The organism is Pseudomonas migulae (genome assembly GCF_024169315.1).
GTDB lineage: Bacteria > Pseudomonadota > Gammaproteobacteria > Pseudomonadales > Pseudomonadaceae > Aquipseudomonas > Aquipseudomonas migulae_B.
Window position 1 is genome coordinate 2,938,821 of the sequence record NZ_JALJWR010000001.1, and the last position, 22,982, is coordinate 2,961,802.

Here is a 22,982-nt window from a genome sequence, read left to right on the forward strand (position 1 = left end):
TTTTCACCACTGAGTCGCCATGGAATTCATCCGCAGCCGCATCGAAACCCAGGTCATGAGCCTCACCGGACTGTCCCTCGGCAAGCTCGACCTGGAAAACCCCAAGGGCGACCCCGGCCTGTTCGGTCCCGATTCGGTGAGTTGGCAGGTTCACGGCGACTTCAGCAGCATGCTCATCGGCGGGATCAGCGCGCTGATGCTGCAGGCCCTGCACCCATTGGCACTGGCCGGGGTCTGGGACCATTCGAATTTTCGCGAGGACATGCTCGGTCGCTTGCGGCGAACCGGGCAGTTCATTTCCGGCACCACGTTCGGCTCGCGTAAAGACGCCGACTGGCTGATCGAGAAAGTCCGAACCATCCACCTGCAAGTAACCGGCACCGCGCCGGATGGCCGGCCTTACGCCGCCAGTGATCCCGATCTGCTGACCTGGGTGCATGTGGCCGAGGTCAGCAACTTCCTCGCTGCGCATTTGCGTTACCGCAATCCGCACCTGTCTGCGGCCGATCAGGACCGTTACTACAATGAAATCGCCTTGATCGCCGAACGCTTGGGCGCCCGTGATGTGCCCCGTTCGCGACAGGAAATAGCCGAGTACCTTGAACGTATTCGCCCACAACTGCTGTGCGACGAACGCAGTCGCGAGGTGTTGCGACTGTTGTTGAATGCCCCGGCCCCCAGCCGTCTGGCCAAGCCGTTCGGTGGGTTGATGATGCAGGCGGGCATCGACCTGCTGCCGGACTGGGCCAGTGACATGCTGGGCGTGCGCCAGAGCCCGCTGCAACGCACGTTGATCCGCGCCAGCATCAACCGCAGCGCGCCGATGCTGCGCTGGGCGGTGCGCAATGGCTCGGCGCATCGGGCGAAGCGGCGGATGGGTCTGCTCATCTGATCCAGATTTTTGTAGGAGCGAGGCTTGCCCGCGAAGAAGGCAACGCGGTCTGCCTGATACACAACGTCATCGTTCTTCGCGGGCAAGCCTCGCTCCTACAAGTCCTCTCGTGCGCAAGCTGTTAAACTCCCGCGCCAAATCCCGTCCCTCCTGCAAGGCGCCCAGCATGTCTTCCTTGAATCAGGCGCTGCGCGCCGCCCTCGATCATCGCCAGGACCTGCTTGCCGAACTGCATCAGCAAGGCACCGATTGCTATCGCCTGTTCCATGGCAGCCAGGAAGGCGCCGGCGGCCTGACCATCGACCGCTACGGCCCGCAGTTGTTGGTGCAGAGCTTTCACCAGGCACTGGAGCGCGATGCCCTGCTGCAACTGCACGAAACGATCAATCAACACCTGGGCTTCGAAACCCTGCTGGTCTACAACGACCGCTCCCGGGGCAACTCGCGCATCGACCGTGAAGACACCGTTTACCGGGCTGACGAAGCCGCCCTGCAAGACCTGGTCGGTCACGAATGGGGCCTGAATTACCGGGTTCGCGGCCGCCACGCCGGTCAGGACCCGCTGCTGTTCCTCGACCTGCGCAACACCCGCGGCTGGGTCAAGGAACACAGCAAGAATAAAAGCGTGCTCAACCTGTTTGCCTACACCTGCGGCGTCGGCCTGAGCGCTGCGGCCGGTGGCGCGAGCGAGGTGTGCAACCTCGATTTCGCCGAGGGCAATCTGGCGGTAGGCCGCGAAAACGGTCTGCTCAATCCGCAGTTGCCGACCATGCAGTTCATCCAGTCAGATTACTTCCCGGCCATTCGCCAGCTCGCCGGCCTGCCCATCAGCCAGCGCCGCGGGCAGAAATTGCCGAGCTATCAACGCCTGGAACAACGTCAATACGACCTGGTTCTGCTGGACCCACCGGCCTGGGCCAAGAGCGCTTTCGGCACCGTCGACCTGTTGCGCGACTATCAGAGCCTGCTCAAACCCGCGCTGCTGACCACCGCCGACAATGGCGTGCTGATCTGCTGCAACAACCTGGCAAAAGTCAGCATGGACGACTGGCGCGAGCAGGTTTTGCGTTGCGCGGAGAAAGCCGGGCGACCGGTGCGCGAGTGGACGGTGATGAAACCGGGCGGCGATTTCCCGTCCATGGATCAACAGCCTCCGCTGAAAACCCTGATCCTGCAGCTCTGAAAACCCGCGGCAAAATCAGATAAATCCGATAACGCGTGGTTACTTCGGAACCGGATTCGCGTGCCATACTCCAACGCACTCCGATTCAGACAGATGAAGCCACACATGCCCAAAGGATTGATCCGCGCTATCGGCGCCTTGTTGACTGCTCTGGCCCTCTACAGCCTGCTGGGGTTTCTGATTTTGCCGGGCATCGCATTGCGGGTTGCCAACCAGCAACTGGCCAACTACGCCACGACGCCGGCGACCATTCAGCGAATCGAACTCAACCCCTTCAGTCTTGAAGTCACACTGTGGGGCCTGATCATCGGCGAGCCGGGCAAGGAACAGGTCGGCTTCGAACGCCTGTACGCCAACCTGCAGATCGACAGCCTGTGGACCAAAGCGCTGCATCTGTCGGATATCGAACTGGACAAACCCAAGACCGAAATCCTCTTCGGCAAGGACGGCAAGCTCAATCTGCTCGGTCTGTTCAAAATCCCCGCCAGCGAGCCGACGCCGGCCGACCCGAACGCCAAACCGTTCCCGTTGCGCATCGAGCGGATCAAACTGGCTGACGGTGTCGTGCATTTCAAGGATGACCGTCCCAGCGAAGCCATCGAGTTCCTCTACGACAAACTCGATTTCGAGCTGAACAACCTCAGCACCCTGCCCGAAGACAGTGCCGACATGACCCTTGTGGCCATCGGCCCGAACGGTGGGCAGCTCGACTGGACCGGTAATTTCAGCCTGATCCCGATCGCCTCCGAAGGTAAGCTGAAAATCACCGACGGCCAGATGAAAGCCTTTTGGCCCTATGTGCGTGACGCGCTGCCGCTGGTGCTGGAAAACGGCGTGCTGAACCTCAGCACCGACTACAAACTCAACCTGTCCAAGGAAACCGAGCTGCTGCTGAGCAACGTCGCGGTTAGTGTCGCGCCCTTCGCCATCAACGCTCCGGACGGTCGACCGCTGGCGAAACTCGCGCGACTCGACATCAGCGACACCACCGTGGACCTGGCCAAGCAGCAAGTCGTGGTTGGCAAGATCCGCAGCAACAAACTGGAAACCTGGGCGGCGCTTGAAGCTGACGGCCAACTCGACTGGCAGAAACTGTTCGCCAGCCAACCGTCCAAAGAAGCGACCAAGGCCAAAGCCGAACCCGTCAGCACGCCAGCCGCCGCCGACTCGCCGAAAACACCTGCCGCGCCGAGCAAGCCTTGGCAGGTATTGCTCAAAGACGTGCAGCTGCGCGATTACCAGGTGCACCTGGCCGACCGCAAAGCACAACCCGCCGTGACGCTCGACCTGAACCCGCTGAACCTGGACCTGCAGAATTTCGACAGCCTCAATGGCTCGCCTTTTACCCTCAAGCTCGACACCGGCGTGGGCAAGCAAGGCAAGATCACCGCCGATGGCGAGGTCAATCTGGCCCCGGTCAGCGCCAGACTCAACGTGCAGACCAAGGACATCGACCTGCGGGTTGCCCAGTCCTACATCAACCCGTTCATTCGCCTCGAACTGCGCAGCGGCATGCTGGGCAGCGACCTGGCGGTCAACCTGAAAAGCACCGAACCGCTGGCGCTCAGCGTGACAGGACGCGCGCAGATCGATCAGTTGCACACCCTCGACACCCTGAAAACCCGCGACTTCCTCAAGTGGCAGCAGGTGGTGGTCGAAGGCTTGAATTATCAGCACGGCGACAGCCTGTCGATCGACCGGATCAACCTGTTCCAGCCCTATGTGCGTTTCATGATCAACGATGATCGCACCACCAACGTCGATGACCTGCTGATCCCGCAGCCGCCCGACTCCGGTGCCAAAACGGCCGCCGCCAAACCCGCCAGCAAGGACAAACCGCTGGGCATTCACATTGGCGGTATTGCCATCAATGACGGCTCGGCCAATTTCGCCGACTTCAGTCTGACCCCGAACTTCGCCACCGCCGTGCAACAGCTCAACGGCCAAATCGGCACCATCGACAGCCGTCAGGCGAAACCGGCGACCGTGGACATCAAAGGCAAGGTCGATCGCTACGCGCCGGTGACCATCAAGGGCTCGGTCAATCCGTTCGATCCGATGGCCAGCCTCGACATCGCCACCAGTTTCAAACGGGTGGAACTGACCACGCTGACCCCCTACTCCGGCAAGTTCGCCGGCTACCGTATCCGCAAGGGCCGGCTCAATCTCGACCTGCATTACCTGATCACCAAAGGCCAGCTCAAGGCTGAAAACAAAGTGGTGGTCGAGCAATTGCAACTCGGCGAAAAAGTCGACAGCCCGGACGCTGTCAGCCTGCCGTTGAAACTGGCGATCGCCCTGCTCAAGGACGTCGACGGCAAGATTTCCATCGAACTGCCGGTCACCGGCGACCTCAACAATCCACAGTTCAGCGTCATGCCGATTGTCTGGCAGACCCTGCGCAACCTGATCGTCAAGGCCGCCGCCGCACCGTTCAAAATGATCGGCGGGCTGGTCAGTGGCGGCGGTTCGGAAGACCTGGGCACGGTCTCGTTCACGCCGGGATCCAGCGACTTGAGCAAGGAGGCCGAGGGTTCGCTGGTCAAGCTGTCCCAGGCCCTCAAGGAACGCCCTGCCCTGCGCCTGGAAATCGAAGGCACCGCTGCCGCCAGCAGTGATGGTCCGCCGATCGCCGAGCAACGCCTGGAACGCGAATACCAGTACAACTACTACAAGATGCTCCAGCGTCGCGGCGACAAGGTGCCGGCGCAGGCTTCGTTGCTGCAAGTACCGGACGGCGAGAAAGGCGCGCTGCTGGAAGGCATCTACCGCACCCGCCTGAAAGTCCAGCCGCCCGCCGAATGGAAGGATCTGGGCAAGGAAGAACGCACTGCGAAAATGCGTGCGGACGTGATCAAGTTCTGGAGTACCAGCGACGTGCTGTTGCGGCAACTGGGCCAGGACCGCGCCAGCAGCATCAAGGATTATCTCGTCGATAAGGGCCAGCTGGCCGACGACCGCGTTTATTTCATCGACGCCAGCCTCGGCGAAGCGGAAAGTGACGGTAAGGTGGTGACACCACTGCATCTGGACGCCGAGTGATGATCAGACAATTGCTGTCGGGCCTGGCACTGACACTGGTGGCCAGCCAGGTCTCGGCCGCCGATACCCTGCGCTGCGGCAGTCAGCTGGTCAGCGTCGGGGACAGGTCCAGCGAGGTGTTGCAGAAGTGCGGTGAGCCGGTCAGCCGCGATCTGTTGGGCTACAAGCGCAGTGCCAATCGGCGGGAAGAGTTCCAGGTCGAGGAATGGACCTACGGGCCCAACGGCGGGATGTACCAGTACCTGCGGTTTGAAGGGAATCGGTTGAAGCAGATCACCAGCAAGCGCGGTAACTGAACCCGACACAAAACCAAAAATGTGGAAGTGAACCTGTGTGGCGAGGGGATTTATCCCCCGTTGGGTCCCGAAGCGGCCCCAAGTCTGTGACTACGGTGCCACTTAGCTTGCGACTGCTTCGCAGCCGAACGGGGATAAATCCCCTCACGACACAGGCTCGCTCCGACATTGGTTTTGCGGTACCCACAATAGAACAGGCCCCAAACACGAATGTCCGGGGCCTGTAATGGCCACATCCTTGTGGCCGTCGCATGAACTCTCAAGTGGCGGTAGACGTATGACTTGGCTCGTCTACCGCGTCTTCTCCCGGTTCAGGCGAGAAGTCTTGCCTTACTCGGCTTTCAGGCCGTCAGCGGAGACCGCTTTGACGCCTTTGATGTTCTTGGCGATTTTCACCGCAACTTCTTTTTGGGAGTCAGTCACGGCAGTGGTGGACGACAGGGAAACAACACCTTTGTTGGTTTCAACCTTGATGTCGGTACCAGGAATGCCTTTTTCGGTCACCAGGTCAGCTTTGACTTTGGTGGTGATCCAGGTGTCGGAGGTAGCTTCCTTGGCTTCTGTCACTTCACCCGCAGCCAGAACCATTGGAGCCTGGGTCGCTTGTGTTTGAGCGAATGCAGCGTTGGCCATGGTCAGGGTCAGCGCGGTAGCAGTAGCGGCAGCGATAGCGAACTTCTTCATACGAGTAACTCCTGTTTTTTCATAAAGTCTGCTGCGTGTCTTGTCAGCAGGGTTACTGGGTATATTGCGAACGCTGTGCCAAGTTTAAGACAGACAACAAATCGTTATAAATCAATAAGATACAGAAATGGCAAATTTTCGGAATCATGCAAATTGCATGACTTTGAATTTATGTACATGCAAGTTGCGGGTTTTGGCGTGGGCCTAAGGCCATGAATTTGCGGGGTTTTCTAATTCTTGCTGAGCATCGCGGCAAACTTGACGTTTTTCCCAAAAAAAATGCCCCATCTGACGATGAGGCATTCTTCTATTTACCCGTCTGCAGCATTACGTTGCAGAAGCTGTGCAACCAGGCGGTGCGTAATCGGCAGTGACGCCGGTGGCGCATGACCAGCCCGTCGTAGCACTGCGCGTCAGCGTAATGGTTTTACCTGCTACAGGAGCGGGTGCCTTCTGCAGTGTGCAGACGATGGTTCCAGCGCCCGAAGCAACCGTACCGGTGACAGCGATTGCACAGTTCTGCGTAGTCGTACCGGCGCCTGCCAGTGTGGTGGGTTCTAAAGTGCCGGCATTCATCAGATCTTCAAACGAAACCTTCAAGGCTGCAATCTCCGCCAACCCCGCCGTCACTTTCGCGCGGGCCTGATATTTCGAGTAAGCCGGCAATGCAAACGTCGCCAGAATCCCGATGATCGCCACCACGATCAGCAGCTCGATCAGCGTAAAACCTTTTTGAGTATTCATAGACAAGCTCCATGCATGAGTCGAAATCTCATGATCTGAATTAGCCGCAGCACAGCCCGTGCCAATCCGTTAATCCCCTGTTAACGGGGCGCGAGAACAACACGGCGCTTTTGCCAGTACCCAAGGTCCGCACTAACTGACACTTTTTGTCACCAGAGCAGCGCTGGTTTGGCTCCATCGGTTGACTAGGCTATAAGTCATGAACTGTCTGCGTCCGGTATTCCAATGAATGACATCGCCCTTAGCGGTCTGGCCAAGCAATTGGTCCTGGCCGAACTGCTCACTGACAAAAGCGCGCAACAGGCGTATCAGCAAGCCCAACGCCAGAAACTCTCCCTGGTCAGTTATCTGGTGCAGAACAAACTGGTGAAGAGCCGTCAGGTCGCCGAGATTGCCTCGGAGCATTTCGGGATGGCCCTGCTGGACCTCCACTCCCTGGACAAAGAGTCCCAACCCAAAGGACTGGTCAGCGAAAAACTGGTTCGCCAGCACCACGCCCTGCCCCTCTGGCGGCGCGGCAACAAGTTGTTCGTCGGGGTTTCCGACCCGACCAATCACCAGGCCATCAACGATATCCAGTTCAGCACCGGGCTGAACACCGAAGCCATTCTGGTGGAGGACGACAAGCTCAGCGACGCCATCGAGAAATTTTTCGACAGCCATAGTACTGGCCTCGAAGACATGGCCGACGTCGACCTCGATGGCGTCGACATCGAGTCGATGGATGACCGCAACCAGGACGCCATCGCCGGGCAAGACGCCGACGACGCGCCGGTGGTGCGCTTTGTCCACAAGATGTTGCTCGACGCGATCAAGAGCGGCTCCTCCGACCTGCACTTCGAACCCTATGAGAAAACCTACCGCGTGCGGATGCGCACGGACGGCATGTTGCGTGAAGTCGCCAAGCCACCGATTCAACTGGCCAGCCGCATCGCTGCGCGCCTGAAAGTCATGGCCAGCCTCGACATTTCCGAGCGGCGCAAACCCCAGGACGGGCGGATCAAGATGCGCCTGTCCAAGAGCAAGTCCATCGACTTCCGGGTCAATACCCTGCCGACCCTGTGGGGCGAGAAAGTGGTGATCCGGATCCTCGACCCGTCCAGCGCACAAATGGGCATCGACGCCCTCGGCTACGAGCCGGACCAGAAAGAGCTGTACATGGCCGCGTTGAAGCAGCCGCAAGGGATGATTCTGGTGACCGGGCCTACCGGTTCGGGCAAGACCGTGTCGCTCTACACCGGGCTGAATATCCTCAACACCGTTGACATCAACATCTCCACCGCCGAAGACCCGGTGGAGATCAACATGGAAGGCATCAACCAGGTCAACGTCAATCCCAAGCAGGGGTTGGGGTTTGCCCAGGCGCTGCGTTCGTTTTTGCGGCAAGATCCGGACGTGATCATGGTCGGCGAGATCCGCGACCTGGAAACCGCCGAGATCGCCATCAAGGCGGCCCAGACCGGCCACCTGGTGCTGTCGACCCTGCACACCAACAGCGCTGCGGAAACCCTGACCCGCCTGCACAACATGGGCATTCAGGGGTTCAACATCGCGACGTCGGTCAGCCTGATCATCGCCCAGCGCCTGGCGCGCAAACTGTGCCCCCATTGCAAGAGACCCATCGATATTCCCCGCGAGGCTTTGATCAAGGAAGGCTTCCCCGAGGAACGCATCGGCTCGTTCACGATCTATGAGCCGGTCGGTTGCGACCAGTGCAACGTCGGCTACAAGGGGCGCGTGGGGATTTATGAAGTGGTGAAGAACACACCCGATCTGCAACGGCTGATCATGGCCGAAGGCAATTCGCTGGAAATCGATATCCAGATGCGCAAGGACGGCTTCAACGACCTGCGTACTTCCGGGCTGATCAAGGCCATGCAAGGCATCACCAGCCTTGAAGAAATCAACCGGGTCACCAAGGACTGAACATGGCGGTCAAAGCAGCAAAAATCAGTGTGTACGCCTGGGAAGGCACGGATAAAAAAGGCACGAAGATGACCGGCGAACTCAGCGGTCAGAACCCGGCGTTGATCAAGGCGCAACTGCGCAAGCAAGGCATCAACCCGGGCAAGGTGCGCAAGAAATCCGCCTCGATTTTCAGCCTCGGCAAACGCATCAAGGCACATGACATTGCCCTGTTCACCCGGCAGATGGCGACCATGATGAAAGCCGGGGTGCCGCTGTTGCAGTCGTTCGACATCATCGGCGAGGGCTTCGATAACCCGGCCATGCGCAAACTGGTGGACGACGTGAAACAGGAGGTCGCGGCGGGTAACAGCTTCGCCGCCGCCCTGCGCAAAAAACCGCAGTATTTCGATGAGCTCTACTGCAACCTGGTCGATGCCGGCGAGCAGGCCGGCGCGCTGGACACCCTGTTGGAGCGTGTCGCGACCTACAAGGAAAAGAGTGAAAGCCTCAAGGCCAAGATCAAGAAAGCCATGACGTATCCGCTGGCCGTGGTGTTCGTTGCGATCATCGTCACCGGGATTCTGCTGGTCAAGGTGGTGCCGCAGTTCGAGTCGGTGTTCAAAGGATTTGGTGCGCAATTGCCGGGGTTCACGGTGATGGTCATCGGCCTGTCGCAGTTCATGCAGGATTGGTGGTGGGTGATGTTGGGGGCTTTGATTGCGGCGATATTCGGTGCGCGCCATGCCTTCAAGACATCGCAAGCCTTTCGGGACCGGACCGACACCTGGCTGCTGAAACTGCCGCTGATTGGCACGTTGATGTACAAGTCCGCCGTGGCCCGTTACGCCCGTACACTGTCGACGACCTTCGCCGCTGGCGTGCCGCTGGTCGAGGCGCTGGAATCCGTGGCGGGCGCGACCGGCAATATCGTGTTCAAGCGCGCAGTGCTGCGTATCAAGCAGGACGTGTCGACGGGGATGCAGCTGAATTTCTCCATGCGCACCTCCGGCATCTTTCCGAACATGGCGATCCAGATGACCGCCATTGGTGAAGAGTCCGGCGCACTGGATGACATGCTCGACAAGGTCGCCAGTTTCTATGAGGCCGAAGTCGACAACATGGTCGATAACCTCACCAGCCTGATGGAGCCGTTCATCATGGTGGTGCTGGGTGTTATCGTCGGCGGCCTGGTGGTTGCGATGTACCTGCCCATCTTCCAACTCGGCAATGCGATCTGACATGCCCCTGAACGAAATCCTGACCCTGTACCCGCTAGCGTTTGTCGTCATTGCTCTGGTGGTCGGCTTGCTGGTCGGCAGCTTCCTCAACGTGGTGATCTGGCGCCTGCCGAAAATGCTCGCACGCGAGTGGCGGCTGCAGGCCTACGACATTCTGGGCCTGCCGGGCGAAACGCCGCAGCCGACCTACAACCTGATGCTGCCCCACTCCCAGTGCCCGCACTGCGGGCACCGGATCCGCGCCTGGGAAAACATTCCGCTGCTCAGTTTTGTGTTTTTACGTGGACGATGCTCAAGCTGCGCTACGCCCATCAGCAAACGCTATCCATTGACCGAACTGGCCTGCGGTTTGCTGTCAGCGTTCATCGCCTGGCATTTCGGTTTCGGTTGGCAAGCCGTGATGGTGCTGGTGTTGAGTTGGGGCTTGCTGGGCATGAGCCTGATCGACGCCGAGCATCAACTGTTGCCGGATGTCCTGGTGCTGCCGCTGCTGTGGCTGGGACTGATCGTCAACAGCTTCGGGTTGTTCGTGCCGTTGACTGAGGCGTTGTGGGGCGCAATTGCTGGCTACATGACGCTGTGGGCTGTGTTCTGGCTGTTCAAGCTGATCACCGGCAAGGACGGCATCGGCCACGGCGACTTCAAGCTGTTGGCCCTGCTGGGCGCTTGGGGAGGCTGGCAGATTTTGCCGCTGACCCTGCTGTTGTCGTCCCTGGTCGGCGCCGTGATCGGCGTTATTTTACTGAGCCTGCGCAACGCGAAAACCTCGACGCCGATCCCCTTCGGTCCCTATCTGGCGATTGCCGGCTGGATTGCGTTGCTCTGGGGTGGTCAAATAACCGGCTTCTATTGGCAGTTTGTCGGTTTGAAATGAATACCCCTGTGGAAAAACCCTGGATTCTCGGCCTGACCGGCGGCATCGGCAGCGGCAAAAGCGCGGCGGCCCAGCACTTCATCGACCTGGGCGTGCACGTGGTCGATGCCGATCATGCCGCACGCTGGGTCGTGGAGCCCGGTCGCCCGGCACTGACCCGGATCGCCGAACATTTCGGCCCCGGCGTGTTGCAAGCCGACGGTCAACTGGATCGTGCGGCGTTGCGCAAACTGATCTTCGAAGTGCCTGAGCAACGCCTCTGGCTCGAGGCGCTTTTGCATCCGCTGATCGCGAAGGAAATCGCCGATCACCTGGGCAAGGCACAATCGCCTTACGCGATTCTGGTTTCGCCGTTGCTGATCGAGTCCGGGCAATACGCCATGACCCAGCGCGTGCTGGTGATCGATGCGCCCGAACAACTGCAGATCGAACGCACCCTGCAGCGCGACCAGATCAGCGAACAACAGGTTCACGCCATCCTCAAGGCGCAATCCAGCCGCCAGGATCGCGTAAGCCATGCCGACGATGTGGTGGTCAATGACCGCGACCTCGCCTGGCTGCACAGCGAGGTCGAGCGCCTGCATCACTTTTACCTTACTTTGCGTGGAGGCCAGTCATGAGCCAGATCCCAACCGTCGAATGCCCAACCTGCGGCGCCCCTGTCGAATGGACCGCCGAGAGCACCTTCCGGCCATTCTGTTCGGACCGCTGCAAACTGATCGACCTGGGCGCCTGGGCGTCAGAAGAACACAAGATTCCGGTGAGCCCGGATGCTGAGGACGATCTGTTCAGCGAAGATTTCGAACCGCGTCACTGAGTCCGGTGTTCAGGGCCGCATGAAGCCGTAGTCCTGACCGTCATCGAGGTTCTCGGCGAGAAACTGCAACTCATCCGCCAGATCCTCGACACTGCGCACCGCCTTGCTCTGCTGCACCACCGCACTGAGCAAGGCGCGCAAGCTCAACCCCGGATCAAATCCTACTTCCTGCGCTGCATCCAGACTGTGGCGCAACTCCTGCCTTGCCCATTCGTAGACACTCATTTCGATCCTCCTGAAGGTTTTGCGGAGCATGGATTCGTCGCCGTATTGTGGGTTTGATGTGGATCAAGACTTCGGATCGTCGTCTTTCCAGGGCGCCGAAAGGTAGCGTGTGCGGTTGAAGGTCTCCAGCCATTCCGGGCAGAACACCACCAGCGCGCTGACCACCATGCCGTTGATGAACGCTTCCGGAAAAATGATCAGCCACAGGTAGCCGACGAAATCTTCCAGCCAATAGGGCATGGCGAACAGCTCGTCGAACCACAGCAGCCACAGCGCCAGCAGCAGGCACAGCAATGCCGACAACGCCGCCGCGAAGAACCCCGAAACGAAGATGTACACGAAGGGATTACGCGGTTGCGCGCGTTCTACCAGGATGGCGCAGCATTCGGTGACCAGCACGGGCAGCAGAATCAACAGTGCGCCGTTTACCCCGACGGCGGCGAGGTCCTGGCGCCCGAGTAATACCAGGCCTGCTTGGGCCACCAATCCGCCGATGATCGCCATCGGCCAGTCCAGGAGCAGGGTCACGGCGGTCATGCCGATGAAGTGGTAGGACACGCCGGTGTCGAAATCCCGTCGTACCAGCCAGAGCATGAACAGGGCGAATACTGTGCCGAATAGCAGGTGCTGGCGGCGGTTGTCGCTGAACAGCTCAACCCACGGGGCACGCGCGACGGCCCAGATCAGTGCGGGTACGTAGATCAGCCATCCGACTGTGAGGGTTTCCGGGGACAGTAGCTCGGCGCCGATCATGGCAGGGCTTGCTCCTTTTTCTTTGCCGGGGGAGGACAGGTTTCATCAGTCTACACCGCTGTTTGTGCGCCCTACGATTGGGTGTATATCCGTTTCTTCCGTAACGGCTGGTATTGGTTCCGCCCTTACGGCGGGTTACTTGGAAGAACGCCAAGTAACCAAGCGCCTGCGCCCCTGACGTACGGTGCCTCGCTAATGCTCGGCATTCCCTCGCTCCGGTCCTGCTCCATGGGCCCGCCGCCATCGGCCATCCATGGCCGGGGGCGGCTAACCCGGCATCCCGGCCGGATTGCCCACTGCGCAGAACCTGCGCTCGGCCTTCCGACGGGGCAGATCAAGATCAAAAGCCGAAGCGAGGCGGCCTGAGAGCCGGCCTGAAGTTCGTCAGGATCATCGGGGGGGGAACGCTAATGTCACGCCCGCCAACAATCCCTGTGGGAGCTGGCTTGCCAGCGATGGTCGTCAACGATAACGCATGCTGTCTGAATGAACGCGGTGTCTGGGCGTCCATCGCTGGCAAGCCAGCTCCCACAGGGGAATGCGAAACGCTTCACATGACAGGCCGGTAGGCGGCCTCGCGGTGCTGTGGCGGTGCACGCCCCCTCGAGAGGCCGAGTGGAGGTTCTGCGCAGTGGGCACCGCGGCAAGGATGCCGCGGTAGCCGCCCCCGGCCATGGATGGCCGATGGCGGCGGGCCCACGGAGCAGGACCGGAAGGAGGGCATGCCGAGCCTTAGCGAGGCACCGAACGAAAGGGGCAAAAGCCCTTGGTTACTTGGGGCTTCTCCAAGTGACTCGCCGTAAGGGCGAAACCAATATCAGCCGTTACCGCAGAAACGGATATACACCCAAACAACCCGAGCGATTATTACGTTTCCTGCAACGCTGAATCAGCCCCAGCCCCCTTTATCACTCCCACCCAAGGACTAAACTTCAAAGCATCAGAACCACCACCGAGCCGACAAAAATGAAAACCCTGACCACCCTGCTTCTGACCCTCCTTGCCACATCAGCCATGGCCGCCACCAACGAGCCAGTCGCCACCCCATACAACCCGGCGCAACCACTGGACATCGCCAAGGTGGTTTCAGTGACTGACACCGCAACCACCTGCGACGTCGTGCCGGCAACCATGGTCTACATCGATCATAAAGGCCAGACCCACAGCGTGACTTACCAAGTCATGGGCAACTGCACCAGCAGCCTGTAAAGCCGGGCAACCCACGACTCACACGATCAGCCGTTTCGCCTGCAACGCCAAATCGTGCAGGCCGGCCAAACGCGCCATGATCCGTTCGACCACCTCGACCCTGGCAACCGCACCGCTTTGCAATTCACCCATCGAGTGCAACGCCACCCCGGCCTTTTCCAACCCCAGACGGGTCGACCCTGATAACTGCTGAAGCCCTTGGCGCGCCTGCTCCGCGGACTGCTCCAGCCCCGTGGCGATATGCCGGATCTGCGCACTGGAGTCCGCCGCCTGACGCGACAGATTGCGCACCTCATCGGCGACCACCGCAAACCCCCGGCCATGACTACCCGCCCTCGCCGCCTCGATCGCCGCGTTCAGCGCCAACAGGTTGGTCTGACGGGCAATGTCCTGGATGCTGCCGACAATCGAGCCGATACGCATCGACTGACTGCCGAGCTCATCGAACACTTGATCCAGACGCTGCATGTAGAGGTTCAGATCCTCCAGCACAGTGGCCGAAGACTGCATGCTCTGAGTACTCGCCTTGACCCGTTCGCCCGCCGTGCGCGCCAGTTGGTTGGCAAAACGCATGTCCTCCTCGGTTTGCAGCACCGACTCGGTCAATTGCTCCAGCTTGACCTGCAAGCCGACTTGGTAAGTGGTTTGTTCTTTTTCAGTGCTCATAGCAGCGTCCAGGTGTAACTGAGGATCAGGCGGTTTTCGTCGATATCACTGCGGTAGTTCGAACGCGCCATCACATTACGCACCCGAATCCCGAGGCCCTTGAGGCTGCCGCTCTGCAGCACATAACCGAGGTCGAGATCACGCTCGCGATCCTTGCCCTCGAAGCCCTGCCCGGTGTCGACGTTGTTGCCGGAGATGTAGCGCACGGTGCTGGTCAGCCCCGGCACGCCGAGGGCGGCGAAATCGTAGTCGTAACGCGCCTGCCAGGAGCGCTCGTCGGTGTAGGCAAACTCGTAGGTCGGCACCTCGTTGCCCAGCGGCGTGATGTTGGCAAAGACCCGCGGGAAAGCACTGTCACCAAACATCCCCTGATAACCGACATAAAACGTGTGGCCGCCGCGCTTGGCTGACAGCAGCGAGAAGAACGCCTGGTTGTCGATGTTGCCCAGCAACTTCTTGCCGTCTTCGCGCGAATCGTAATAGCCAAGGTTGGCACCCAGCGTCCAGTCACCCATCGGCTGGCTGTGCTTGAGACCGAGAAAGCGCTGGTTGTAGATATCTTCCAGTTGCCCGAACCAGGCACTGACCGAACTGCGCTTATCGTTGAAGGCGTAATCGGCACCGGCAAAATTGAAGCCGTCACTGCTGACCTGACGCTGCGGAACGTGACCGAGCATGGCCTGCATCTTTTCGTCGCCGGCCTCGTTGCGCAGGCTGGTGGTACTCAAGTGGCCACCCTGCAAGGTCAGGCCATTGATCTCATTGGAGCTGATGCTTGCGCCCTGATAGCTGGGCGGCAGCAGCCGGATATCGCTGAACGCCAGCACCGGCAGATTGGGTTGCAACTCCCCCACTTTCAGCTCGGTCCTGGAGTAACGCACCTTCAGCGCCGCTTCGAGACGGCTGTAGTCATTCGCCGCGCGCCCGTCGTCTTTAACGGGGAGCAAACCGGTATTGACGCGATCGGGGCTGCTGTCGAGTTTGAGCCCGAGCAAGCCGATCACATCCACACCGAATCCGACGGGACCTTCGGTGTAACCGGATTTGACGTTGAGGATGAAACCCTGCGCCCACTCCTCGGCCTTCGATTGTTTGTTGGCCCCGACGATGTCGGAGAAATCACGGCTGAAGTAGTAATTGCGTGCTTGCAAGGTGGCCGTGGTGTCTTCGATAAAGCCGCTCTCGGCTGCCGTTGCCCCATTGGAGAAACCCGAGACGAGCGCCATGGACAACACCGAACCGGTTGTTGGAAGAATCTGTTTCATCATTGTTTCTCTTATTTTTATTGATCGACAGTTGGAAGTGCTTCAGCCGCCGCGCTTTCGCGACGGGCGTTTAACAACACGTGGGTAACCATCCCGAAAATCAGCCCCCAGAAAGCCGCGGACAACCCCAACAGCGACATGCCCGACGCTGTAGTAAGGAAGGTCACCAGCGCGGCTTCGCGATCACTCGGCACCGCCATCGCGCCAGCCAGCGCCCCGGCAATTGCGGCGAACAGCGCCAGCCCGGCGAGCGCCGCAATCAGCTCTTTGGGGAACGCCGAAAACAGCGAAACCAGGGTGGCGCCGAAAATCCCCAGCACCAGGTAACAGAGCCCGCCGACAACCCCGGCCACATAGCGCTTGCCAGGGTTTTCATGGGCCTCGCGGCCGGTACAAATGGCTGCGGTGATCGCTGCCAGATTCAGTCCGTGACAGCCGAACGGGGCCAACAGCGCCGTGCCCAAGGCGCTGCTGGCGATGATCGGCCCGGCCGGCGTTGCGTAGCCGCTGGCGCGCAACACCGCCATGCCGGGAACGAACTGACCGGTCAGGGCGACCATCACCAGCGGCAAGGCGATATTCAGGGTCGCGCTCAGGCTGAACTCGGGCGTGATCCACACCGCCGTGGCCAACCCGATCACCAGTGCTTCGCTGTGCAAATCACCCGCGAGAAACGCGATCGAGCAGCCCACCAACAGGACCATCAACACCGCATAACGCGGCATCAACCGTTTGCAGATCAGGTACGTGGCAAACATCGCCAGCACCAGCAACGGTTTGCCCTGCAACGAGACGAACAACCCCGTGCCGAAGCTGAACAGAATCCCCGCCAGCATCGCCGCCGCAATGGCCGCGGGCAGTTTGCCGATGATCCGGTCAAACGCCCCCGACACCCCGACCAGGAAAATGATCAGGCTGCTGACCAGATACGCCCCCACCGCCTCCGGCATGGAGATCCCTGGCAACAACGCCACCAGCAACGCCGAACCCGGCGCCGACCACGCGATGATCACCGGCACGCGGTAACGCAGGCTCAAGCCGATGCCGAGCACCGCACTGCCGATGGAAATCGCCCAGACCCACGACGACAGCACTTCCCGTGACAGCTGCGCGCTCTCGGCGGCCTGGAAAATAATCACCAACGGGCCTGCGTAGGAAATCACCGTGGCGATGAATCCGGCGATCGCCGCCGACAAGGAAAAGTCCCGGACGAACGTTTTCATGAGGCTTCGCCGATGGACCCGTCTGGCGAACCGTGACGCAGGCCCGACAACGATTGCCTGTGACTGCGCTGATTGCTGATAGCGAACACGGTCATGGCGATTGCGGCCACCGCGCCTGGCAAGGCGAACGCCATGAAGTTGAGTTGCAGCGGCAGGCTGATCCCGAGCAAGGCACCGCCCAGCAGCGGCCCGACAATCGCGCCGTTGCGCCCGATGCCCGAGGCCCAGCCCAGACCGGTGGAGCGAATGGTCATGGAGTAGAACTGCGCGGCGCAGGCGTACAGCAGGATTTGCGAGCCGATGGTGGTAGCGCCGGCCAGCGCGATCAGCAGGTACAACACCGGCATCGGACTATTGAAGCCCAGCAACGTGATCGACACCGCCGCCACGCCAAAGAACACTGCCAACACCCGCGGCAGGTTCAGTTTGTCGCCCAGAACGCCTCCGCCGACCGCGCCGAAAATGGCACCGAAGTTGAGCACCAACAGGAACGACAGGCTCGAGCCCAGGCTGTACCCGGCGTTGGCCATCAGTTTCGGCAGCCACGAACTCAAGGCATACACCATCAGCAGGCAGCAGAAAAACGCCAGCCACAGCATCAGCGTGCGCAGTGCCCGGCCCTCGCGAAACAGTTGCAGCACGGGGGTGCCGGTGCCCTTCACTTCGCTCATGTGCAGTTGATCGCTGGTCTGCGCGATGTACGCCGGATCGACCCGCTGGAGAATGTTGCGCGCTTCTTCGTTGCGTCCCTGACGCAACATGAAACCCACCGACTCGGGCAGGAAGTACATGATCAGCGGCAACAACACCAACGGCAGCACCGCGACGTAAAACACCGACTGCCAGCCGAAGCTCGGGATCAGCACGATGCCCAGCCCCGCCGAGAGCATGCCGCCCACCGAGTACCCGCTGAACATGATCGCCACCAGCGTGCTGCGGATTTTCTTCGGCGCGTACTCGTTCATCAGTGCCACGACATTGGGCATCACCCCGCCGATGCCCAGCCCGGCGATGAACCGGCAAATCCCGAACTCGGTGGGGTTACGGGCAAAACCGTTGAGCACGGTAAAACCGCTGAAGAGCATCACGCAGATCGTGATGGCTTTCTTGCGACCGATCCTGTCCGAGAGCGGGCCGAAAAACAGTGCGCCGAACATCATGCCGAACAGCGCGTAGCTGCCCAGTGCGCCGGCCTGCAAGGGACTGAGCCCCCACTCTTTCATCAGCATCGGCAGCACGACCCCGTAAATCACCAGGTCGTAACCATCGAAGATGATGATCAGGGCACACCAGAACAGCACCATCCAGTGGAAGCGGTTGAATCGTGCTTTGTCGATAACCTCATGTACGTCAATCTTGCGCATGGCATTTATCTCTTGTTGTTGTTTTTATAAAAATCCCGGTAAAGCGGCTAACGTCCCGTAAAGCCGAGGGTAAAGTTGCCAGGCGCTGGGCAATATCCGCTTTGCGCAGATCGCTATCCGTTTTGTGCAAGGCCCTGAATCGGGCGCTGGATGAGGAAATATCGCGGCAGTCTTTTGCTCTTCTCCGACAAACTGTCTTCTTTGCGATCGCATTTGAACGCTAAGCTTGGGCCTATGGATGACTCAGATTATTTACGCCTGCTGACCATTGCGGCCGAGCAGGCCAACGCGTTCCTCTCCAATGCCCGCAAATGGGAGCGTGAGCGTTGGGTGTGCCAGCGCCTGCTGCAAGGCCTGAACATTCCTTACCGCGTCGACGAATTCGCCCCCGCCGGGGAGCCGCCGGACGTGCTGTTTCGCGAGGCGAATTTCGAAGTGTTTTTCGTGCTCGACGAGGGCCGGCGTCTCAATGATGAGTGGCGTGATGAGCTGCAGCGGCGACGCAGTGCCTTTTCATTGAGTTCGCTGGTGCGCCGTGAGGCCAAGCCCAGGCGTATTCCGGCCAATGAGTTCCTGCTGAGACTCGCGCCGACCTTGCGCAAGAAAGCACACAACTACAAAGAACGCGGCATGGACCTGGGCGAACTGGACATCATTGCCTTCGCCAGCCTCAAGCGCGAAGTGCTCGACCTCAATAGCCATTTCCCGCCGCCAACCGAATACTTGCGTCAGGGCTGGCGCTCGTTGTCGCTGGTCGGTCCGACATTCGCTCGCGTGCTGTTCGCCCACCCGGATGCACCGGACTTTCTGCGCAGCAACCTGGGACGCAGCATCGTTTTCGATGTCGGGATCAGCCTGTGAGCCCATTGCAGGAATTACTTGCCGCAGTGCCGCAACAGGGTCGCGTTCGCTGGATCGGCGTGCGCCCGCAGCCTCATGTGCCGATGATCGAACTGGAAGCGGTGGAGGCGCGACTTGAAGCCGGGTTGACCGGTGATCGCGCTCGCCCTGGCGTACGCAACGCGCGACAGGTCACGCTGATTCAGTGGGAACATCTGCCGGTGATCAGTTCGCTGATGGGCCGGCCGGACGATAATCCAGTGTTGCCTAATGATTTGCGCCGCAATCTCGTTATCAGCGGTATCAACCTGTTCAGCCTCAAGGGCCGTCGCTTCAAAATCGGCCAGGCGATTTTCGAAACCACGGGTTGGTGCCAGCCTTGCGCGCGCTTGCAACACAACCTCGGCCCCGGGACCTTTCAGGCCGTTCGCGGACATGGCGGAATCACCGCCCGAGTGTTACAAAGTGGAATCATTCGCCTGGACGATACAGTCAGCGTCGAGCCGATTCCGGCCAGCGGCTATGCTCCGTTCAACGCGGGGTAAAAACCCCCTGTAGCTTCTTCACATTCAGCAACGTCTCCCCCTGACGAGGCCCGATATGACCAGCCGCCTGAACCCCGACGACCAAAAGCATGTCGAAGAGTACCTGCACCTGTCCCAGCACCGAGTCGAGCGCCGGCCTTTCCGGCCGTGGATGCTCCTGGTGGTGGTGTTGGCAGTGACCATTGGCCTGGGCCTGTTGAGCCGATTTATCAGTTACCTGACGCTATGAGCTGCTTCGCGCTCGCTCGGGTAATTGCACCGATTTCTTTTAGCCTTGCGAGATATCCCCATGACTCATCGTATTGTCATCGTTGGCGGCGGCGCCGGCGGTCTGGAGTTGGCTACCCGTCTGGGTAAGACTCTGGGCAAGCGCGGCACGGCCAGTGTGATGCTGGTCGACGCGAACCTGACCCACATCTGGAAACCGCTGTTGCATGAAGTGGCGGCCGGTTCCCTGAACTCTTCCGAAGACGAACTCAACTATGTCGCCCAGGCGAAATGGAACCACTTCGAGTTCCAGCTGGGACGCATGAGCGGGCTTGATCGCGCACAGAAGAAAATCCAGCTGGCGGCCACGTACGATGAAGCCGGCCTGGAATTGGTGCCGGCACGTGAAGTGCCTTACGACTCACTGGTGATCGCCGTCGGCAGCACCACCAACGATTTCGGCACCCAGGGCGCGGCGCAGCATTGCCTGTTCCTCGACACCCGCAAACAGGCCGAGCGTTTCCACCAGCAACTGCTCAATCACTACTTGCGCGCTCACGCCGGGCAAACCGATGTGGTGCAACAGATCAGCGTGGCGATCGTCGGCGCCGGCGCCACAGGCGTCGAGCTGGCCGCCGAACTGCACAACGCCGCGCACGAACTGGCGGCTTATGGTCTGGACCGGATCAAACCGGAAAACATGCACATCACCCTGATCGAAGCCGGTCCACGGGTGTTGCCAGCGTTGCCGGAACGGATTGGCGGCCCTGTGCATAAAACCCTGGAGAAACTCGGGGTCAACGTCATGACCAATGCGGCCGTCAGCGAAGTGACCGCCGACAGCCTGATCACCGCCGACGGCAAAGTGATCAACGCCAGCCTCAAGGTCTGGGCCGCCGGGATTCGTGCGCCGGGTTTCCTCAAGGACATCGACGGTCTGGAAACCAATCGCATCAACCAGCTGCAAGTGCTACCGACCCTGCAAACCACCCGCGACGAGAACATCTTCGCTTTCGGTGACTGCGCCGCCTGTCCGCAGCCGGGTACCGATCGCAATGTGCCGCCGCGCGCCCAGGCCGCGCATCAGCAGGCGTCATTGCTGGCCAAATCGTTGAAGCTGCGCATCGAAGGCAAGCCGTTGCCTGTGTACAAGTACACCGACTACGGCTCGCTGATTTCGCTGTCGCGTTTTTCGGCTGTGGGTAACTTGATGGGCAACCTGACCGGCAGCGTCATGCTCGAGGGCTGGCTGGCGCGGATGTTTTATGTGTCGCTGTATCGCATGCACCAGATGGCGCTGTATGGCGCGTTCCGCACGGCGATGTTGGTGTTGGGCAGCAAGATCGGACGCGGGACTGAGCCGCGGCTCAAGCTGCACTGACACACATTCACCCTGTGGGAGCGAGCCTGCTCGCGAAAAGGTCATCACATTCAGCATCTATGTTGATTGTTACGCCGCCTTCGCGAGCAGGCTCACTCCCACATTTGTTATGCATCAATCCGCAGATCTGTGTCTCACGGTATCCCCCTTGCGCGACACAGAAGCGATACCGGCTCCGTTTCCGCATCGCGCATAAGCAAGGCCAGCATGAGAAGGATAAATGCAGCGATTGCGGGGAATGAACCACGCCAGAATATGATGCGTCGGCGGCGCCGGGTTGTCTGGCCATGATTACCAATCCCTTGAACCGCCGTGCGGTTATAACGGAGCCACCAGCCAGTCGTTCGCCTGGCGTATATCGATGTCACTCAGTCGGCCACTCCAGCGGTGCAGCACCAGCAGGCTGGTAACAAACTTGTATTGCGACTGGTAGAGATCACGTCGTGCGCTAAATTCGTTCTTGATGCTATCCAGCACATCGGTGGCGTTCTTAACGCCATACTGAAACGCGCTCTCGGTGGCGAGACGTGATCTCTCGGCAGATTCGAGCGCACGGCGGGTTGCCTTGATCCGGCTGAGGCCGGCCGTGATGCCGATGTAAGCGCTTCGCGTTTCCTTGACCACCTGTCGACGCAGGGCTTCCAGGTCTTGCTGGGCGGCTTCCTTGTCGCCTTCGGAGGCCACCACCTTGGCGCTGGCAGAACCACCGCTGTACAGCGGAACCTGCAGATCCAGGGACGCCACGAAGTTATCGGAGCGCGGCGTCAGTGAGCCTTCGTAGCCAATGTCGCTGCGTTGCGCGGTCAGGTTCAAACCCAGACGGGGCAGATGCCCGGCCTTGGCCTCGCGGATGGCGGCCTCAGCGGCGTTGACGCTGTGTTCGCGGGCTTTCAGGGCCGGATTGCTCTCCAGCGCAGTCTGCACCCAGTACGCTTCAGCTTGCGCCGGCAAGCTGAAGGCCGGGTTCTCGCCGATGCGCTTGAGGGGTTCTTGGACATCGCGACCGACCAGCTCCGAGATGGCTTCGCGGCTGATCGCCACCTTGTTGGCAGCCTCGATTTCATCGGCCTCCAGGGTGTCCACCCGGGCCTGAATCTCCAGCGGGTCGGTGACCGTCACCATCTGTCTTTGAAACAGACTCTCGACCCGCTTCAGGTTGTGCCGGGTCGCTTCCAGCTCGCGACGCACCAGGGACAGTTCATCCTCTGCCGCGAGTACGGTGAAGTAGCGATCCGACAGGTCGATACTGCTCAGCACCTGGGCATCCGCCGATTCGAACTGGCTCTGTTGCGCCAGCTCGGAAAACTTCTGATAGCTGCGCCAGCTTTGCGGGTCGTAGATGACTTGATTGAGCGCCAGCGAAGCGCGCTTGCCGTTGTACTCGGTCCGGCTCAAGTCATCATCACGGCGGCTGCGGTTGACACTCCCGTTGGCATTGAGTTGCGGCAGCATCCGGCCCAGGGCTTCGCGCTGGCGGCCTTCGCCGCTGCGGACCTGCGCCTGTGCCTTGAGAATGCGCGGGTCGGCACCCCGTGCTTCCTGTTGCAGTTGCCAAAGATCAACATAATTCGAATAGGCCTCGGCGGCCATCAGGCCAGCGGGAAGAAGCCCAAGTGGCAAGGACAG

Annotated in this window: 23 protein-coding genes; 14 read left to right on the forward strand and 9 right to left on the reverse strand. The window is 60.2% G+C overall.

What is annotated here, in order from left to right; all coding sequences use genetic code 11:
- Positions 1–19 precede the first annotated feature (19 nt).
- From J2Y86_RS13455 to J2Y86_RS13470, 4 genes are all read left to right on the forward strand, one after another.
- Complete coding sequence (locus J2Y86_RS13455; protein ID WP_253432058.1) at positions 20–892, forward strand: oxygenase MpaB family protein; 873 nt, start codon at positions 20–22, stop codon at positions 890–892.
- A gap of 166 nt (positions 893–1,058) precedes the next feature.
- Complete coding sequence (locus J2Y86_RS13460; protein ID WP_253432061.1) at positions 1,059–2,075, forward strand: class I SAM-dependent rRNA methyltransferase; 1,017 nt, start codon at positions 1,059–1,061, stop codon at positions 2,073–2,075.
- A 93-nt stretch (positions 2,076–2,168) separates the two neighbouring features.
- Positions 2,169–5,117 carry a DUF748 domain-containing protein gene (locus J2Y86_RS13465; protein ID WP_253432063.1) on the forward strand — a complete coding sequence of 983 codons (2,949 nt, stop codon included), beginning with the start codon at positions 2,169–2,171 and terminating at the stop codon, positions 5,115–5,117.
- Positions 5,117–5,413 (forward strand): DUF2845 domain-containing protein, encoded by a 297-nt coding sequence (locus J2Y86_RS13470; RefSeq protein WP_253432067.1) that lies wholly within the window; start codon positions 5,117–5,119, stop codon positions 5,411–5,413. The genes J2Y86_RS13465 and J2Y86_RS13470 overlap by 1 nt, the downstream gene beginning before the upstream one ends.
- Before the next feature lie 330 nt (positions 5,414–5,743).
- On the opposite strand, the gene J2Y86_RS13475 is transcribed toward J2Y86_RS13470, so the two are convergent.
- Together J2Y86_RS13475 and J2Y86_RS13480 are read right to left on the reverse strand one after the other, a co-directional pair.
- Entirely contained in the window at positions 5,744–6,097 is a 354-nt protein-coding gene (locus J2Y86_RS13475) for a BON domain-containing protein (protein WP_253432070.1), read from the reverse strand.
- A 327-nt stretch (positions 6,098–6,424) separates the two neighbouring features.
- On the reverse strand, positions 6,425–6,841 hold the full coding sequence (locus tag J2Y86_RS13480) for a pilin (protein WP_253432072.1): 417 nt from the start codon (positions 6,839–6,841) through the stop codon (positions 6,425–6,427).
- A gap of 225 nt (positions 6,842–7,066) precedes the next feature.
- On the opposite strand from J2Y86_RS13480, the gene pilB reads away from it, so the two are divergent.
- Genes pilB through yacG form a run of 5 tightly spaced genes read left to right on the forward strand, consistent with a single transcriptional unit; the run spans position 7,067 to position 11,678 of the window.
- Positions 7,067–8,767: a type IV-A pilus assembly ATPase PilB gene (gene pilB, locus J2Y86_RS13485; RefSeq protein ID WP_253432075.1), complete on the forward strand. Its 1,701-nt coding sequence runs from the start codon at positions 7,067–7,069 to the stop codon at positions 8,765–8,767.
- Positions 8,768–8,769: 2 nt separating this feature from the next.
- Positions 8,770–9,987 (forward strand): type II secretion system F family protein, encoded by a 1,218-nt coding sequence (locus J2Y86_RS13490; protein WP_253432077.1) that lies wholly within the window; start codon positions 8,770–8,772, stop codon positions 9,985–9,987.
- Between the two features lies 1 nt (position 9,988).
- On the forward strand, positions 9,989–10,861 hold the full coding sequence (locus J2Y86_RS13495) for a prepilin peptidase (RefSeq protein WP_253432080.1): 873 nt from the start codon (positions 9,989–9,991) through the stop codon (positions 10,859–10,861).
- Positions 10,858–11,481: a dephospho-CoA kinase gene (coaE, locus tag J2Y86_RS13500; RefSeq protein WP_253432083.1), complete on the forward strand. Its 624-nt coding sequence runs from the start codon at positions 10,858–10,860 to the stop codon at positions 11,479–11,481. The genes J2Y86_RS13495 and coaE overlap by 4 nt, the downstream gene beginning before the upstream one ends.
- Positions 11,478–11,678, forward strand: a complete 201-nt coding sequence (gene yacG / locus J2Y86_RS13505) for a DNA gyrase inhibitor YacG (protein ID WP_253432086.1) — start codon at positions 11,478–11,480, stop codon at positions 11,676–11,678. The genes coaE and yacG overlap by 4 nt, the downstream gene beginning before the upstream one ends.
- Before the next feature lie 9 nt (positions 11,679–11,687).
- On the opposite strand, the gene J2Y86_RS13510 is transcribed toward yacG, so the two are convergent.
- Together J2Y86_RS13510 and J2Y86_RS13515 are read right to left on the reverse strand one after the other, a co-directional pair.
- Positions 11,688–11,903, reverse strand: coding sequence for a hypothetical protein (locus tag J2Y86_RS13510; RefSeq protein WP_008033212.1), 216 nt, complete (start codon positions 11,901–11,903; stop codon positions 11,688–11,690).
- Positions 11,904–11,966: 63 nt separating this feature from the next.
- Complete coding sequence (locus J2Y86_RS13515; RefSeq protein WP_253432089.1) at positions 11,967–12,656, reverse strand: energy-coupling factor ABC transporter permease; 690 nt, start codon at positions 12,654–12,656, stop codon at positions 11,967–11,969.
- A gap of 966 nt (positions 12,657–13,622) precedes the next feature.
- Here J2Y86_RS13515 and J2Y86_RS13520 point away from each other — a divergent pair.
- Positions 13,623–13,865 (forward strand): DUF2790 domain-containing protein, encoded by a 243-nt coding sequence (locus J2Y86_RS13520; RefSeq protein ID WP_253432092.1) that lies wholly within the window; start codon positions 13,623–13,625, stop codon positions 13,863–13,865.
- Positions 13,866–13,883: 18 nt separating this feature from the next.
- Here the strand turns inward: J2Y86_RS13520 and J2Y86_RS13525 are convergent, their stop codons facing one another.
- The 4 genes from J2Y86_RS13525 to J2Y86_RS13540 are packed head-to-tail and all read right to left on the reverse strand — an operon-like array spanning position 13,884 to position 18,383.
- Positions 13,884–14,531: a methyl-accepting chemotaxis protein gene (locus J2Y86_RS13525; RefSeq protein WP_301308735.1), complete on the reverse strand. Its 648-nt coding sequence runs from the start codon at positions 14,529–14,531 to the stop codon at positions 13,884–13,886.
- On the reverse strand, positions 14,528–15,796 hold the full coding sequence (locus J2Y86_RS13530) for an OprD family porin (RefSeq protein ID WP_253440279.1): 1,269 nt from the start codon (positions 15,794–15,796) through the stop codon (positions 14,528–14,530). Before J2Y86_RS13530 ends, J2Y86_RS13525 begins: the two co-directional genes overlap by 4 nt.
- A gap of 17 nt (positions 15,797–15,813) precedes the next feature.
- Positions 15,814–17,019: a benzoate/H(+) symporter BenE family transporter gene (locus J2Y86_RS13535; protein WP_253432096.1), complete on the reverse strand. Its 1,206-nt coding sequence runs from the start codon at positions 17,017–17,019 to the stop codon at positions 15,814–15,816.
- Positions 17,016–18,383, reverse strand: a complete 1,368-nt coding sequence (locus tag J2Y86_RS13540; protein ID WP_253432099.1) for an aromatic acid/H+ symport family MFS transporter — start codon at positions 18,381–18,383, stop codon at positions 17,016–17,018. Before J2Y86_RS13540 ends, J2Y86_RS13535 begins: the two co-directional genes overlap by 4 nt.
- A gap of 234 nt (positions 18,384–18,617) precedes the next feature.
- Here J2Y86_RS13540 and J2Y86_RS13545 point away from each other — a divergent pair, with 234 nt between their 5' ends.
- From J2Y86_RS13545 to J2Y86_RS13560, 4 genes are read left to right on the forward strand one after another with little or no spacing between them, the layout of a single operon-like run.
- On the forward strand, positions 18,618–19,244 hold the full coding sequence (locus tag J2Y86_RS13545) for a DUF1780 domain-containing protein (RefSeq protein WP_253432103.1): 627 nt from the start codon (positions 18,618–18,620) through the stop codon (positions 19,242–19,244).
- On the forward strand, positions 19,241–19,768 hold the full coding sequence (locus J2Y86_RS13550) for an MOSC domain-containing protein (protein WP_253432106.1): 528 nt from the start codon (positions 19,241–19,243) through the stop codon (positions 19,766–19,768). Before J2Y86_RS13545 ends, J2Y86_RS13550 begins: the two co-directional genes overlap by 4 nt.
- Before the next feature lie 55 nt (positions 19,769–19,823).
- Positions 19,824–19,997 (forward strand): DUF3094 domain-containing protein, encoded by a 174-nt coding sequence (locus J2Y86_RS13555; RefSeq protein WP_008028730.1) that lies wholly within the window; start codon positions 19,824–19,826, stop codon positions 19,995–19,997.
- Positions 19,998–20,057: 60 nt separating this feature from the next.
- The gene (locus tag J2Y86_RS13560) at positions 20,058–21,356 is read left to right on the forward strand and encodes an NAD(P)/FAD-dependent oxidoreductase (RefSeq protein WP_253432109.1); all 1,299 of its coding nucleotides are present in this window, start codon (positions 20,058–20,060) and stop codon (positions 21,354–21,356) included.
- A gap of 318 nt (positions 21,357–21,674) precedes the next feature.
- Here J2Y86_RS13560 and J2Y86_RS13565 read toward each other — a convergent pair whose 3' ends face one another.
- Positions 21,675–22,976 (reverse strand): TolC family outer membrane protein, encoded by a 1,302-nt coding sequence (locus J2Y86_RS13565; RefSeq protein ID WP_253432114.1) that lies wholly within the window; start codon positions 22,974–22,976, stop codon positions 21,675–21,677.
- Between the last annotated feature and the right edge of the window lie 6 nt (positions 22,977–22,982).

Excerpts from the sequence above, each read along its gene's own strand:
- J2Y86_RS13455 (WP_253432058.1), top strand. The coding sequence starts at position 20 with ATGGAATTCATCCGCAGCCGCATCGAAACCCAGGTCATGAGCCTCACC.
- J2Y86_RS13460 (WP_253432061.1), top strand. The coding sequence starts at position 1,059 with ATGTCTTCCTTGAATCAGGCGCTGCGCGCCGCCCTCGATCATCGCCAG.
- J2Y86_RS13465 (WP_253432063.1), top strand. The coding sequence starts at position 2,169 with ATGAAGCCACACATGCCCAAAGGATTGATCCGCGCTATCGGCGCCTTG.
- J2Y86_RS13470 (WP_253432067.1), top strand. The coding sequence starts at position 5,117 with ATGATCAGACAATTGCTGTCGGGCCTGGCACTGACACTGGTGGCCAGC.
- J2Y86_RS13475 (WP_253432070.1), bottom strand. The coding sequence starts at position 6,097 with ATGAAGAAGTTCGCTATCGCTGCCGCTACTGCTACCGCGCTGACCCTG.
- J2Y86_RS13480 (WP_253432072.1), bottom strand. The coding sequence starts at position 6,841 with ATGAATACTCAAAAAGGTTTTACGCTGATCGAGCTGCTGATCGTGGTG.
- pilB (WP_253432075.1), top strand. The coding sequence starts at position 7,067 with ATGAATGACATCGCCCTTAGCGGTCTGGCCAAGCAATTGGTCCTGGCC.
- J2Y86_RS13490 (WP_253432077.1), top strand. The coding sequence starts at position 8,770 with ATGGCGGTCAAAGCAGCAAAAATCAGTGTGTACGCCTGGGAAGGCACG.
- J2Y86_RS13495 (WP_253432080.1), top strand. The coding sequence starts at position 9,989 with ATGCCCCTGAACGAAATCCTGACCCTGTACCCGCTAGCGTTTGTCGTC.
- coaE (WP_253432083.1), top strand. The coding sequence starts at position 10,858 with ATGAATACCCCTGTGGAAAAACCCTGGATTCTCGGCCTGACCGGCGGC.
- yacG (WP_253432086.1), top strand. The coding sequence starts at position 11,478 with ATGAGCCAGATCCCAACCGTCGAATGCCCAACCTGCGGCGCCCCTGTC.
- J2Y86_RS13510 (WP_008033212.1), bottom strand. The coding sequence starts at position 11,903 with ATGAGTGTCTACGAATGGGCAAGGCAGGAGTTGCGCCACAGTCTGGAT.
- J2Y86_RS13515 (WP_253432089.1), bottom strand. The coding sequence starts at position 12,656 with ATGATCGGCGCCGAGCTACTGTCCCCGGAAACCCTCACAGTCGGATGG.
- J2Y86_RS13520 (WP_253432092.1), top strand. The coding sequence starts at position 13,623 with ATGAAAACCCTGACCACCCTGCTTCTGACCCTCCTTGCCACATCAGCC.
- J2Y86_RS13525 (WP_301308735.1), bottom strand. The coding sequence starts at position 14,531 with ATGAGCACTGAAAAAGAACAAACCACTTACCAAGTCGGCTTGCAGGTC.
- J2Y86_RS13530 (WP_253440279.1), bottom strand. The coding sequence starts at position 15,796 with ATGAAACAGATTCTTCCAACAACCGGTTCGGTGTTGTCCATGGCGCTC.
- J2Y86_RS13535 (WP_253432096.1), bottom strand. The coding sequence starts at position 17,019 with ATGAAAACGTTCGTCCGGGACTTTTCCTTGTCGGCGGCGATCGCCGGA.
- J2Y86_RS13540 (WP_253432099.1), bottom strand. The coding sequence starts at position 18,383 with ATGCGCAAGATTGACGTACATGAGGTTATCGACAAAGCACGATTCAAC.
- J2Y86_RS13545 (WP_253432103.1), top strand. The coding sequence starts at position 18,618 with ATGGATGACTCAGATTATTTACGCCTGCTGACCATTGCGGCCGAGCAG.
- J2Y86_RS13555 (WP_008028730.1), top strand. The coding sequence starts at position 19,824 with ATGACCAGCCGCCTGAACCCCGACGACCAAAAGCATGTCGAAGAGTAC.
- J2Y86_RS13560 (WP_253432109.1), top strand. The coding sequence starts at position 20,058 with ATGACTCATCGTATTGTCATCGTTGGCGGCGGCGCCGGCGGTCTGGAG.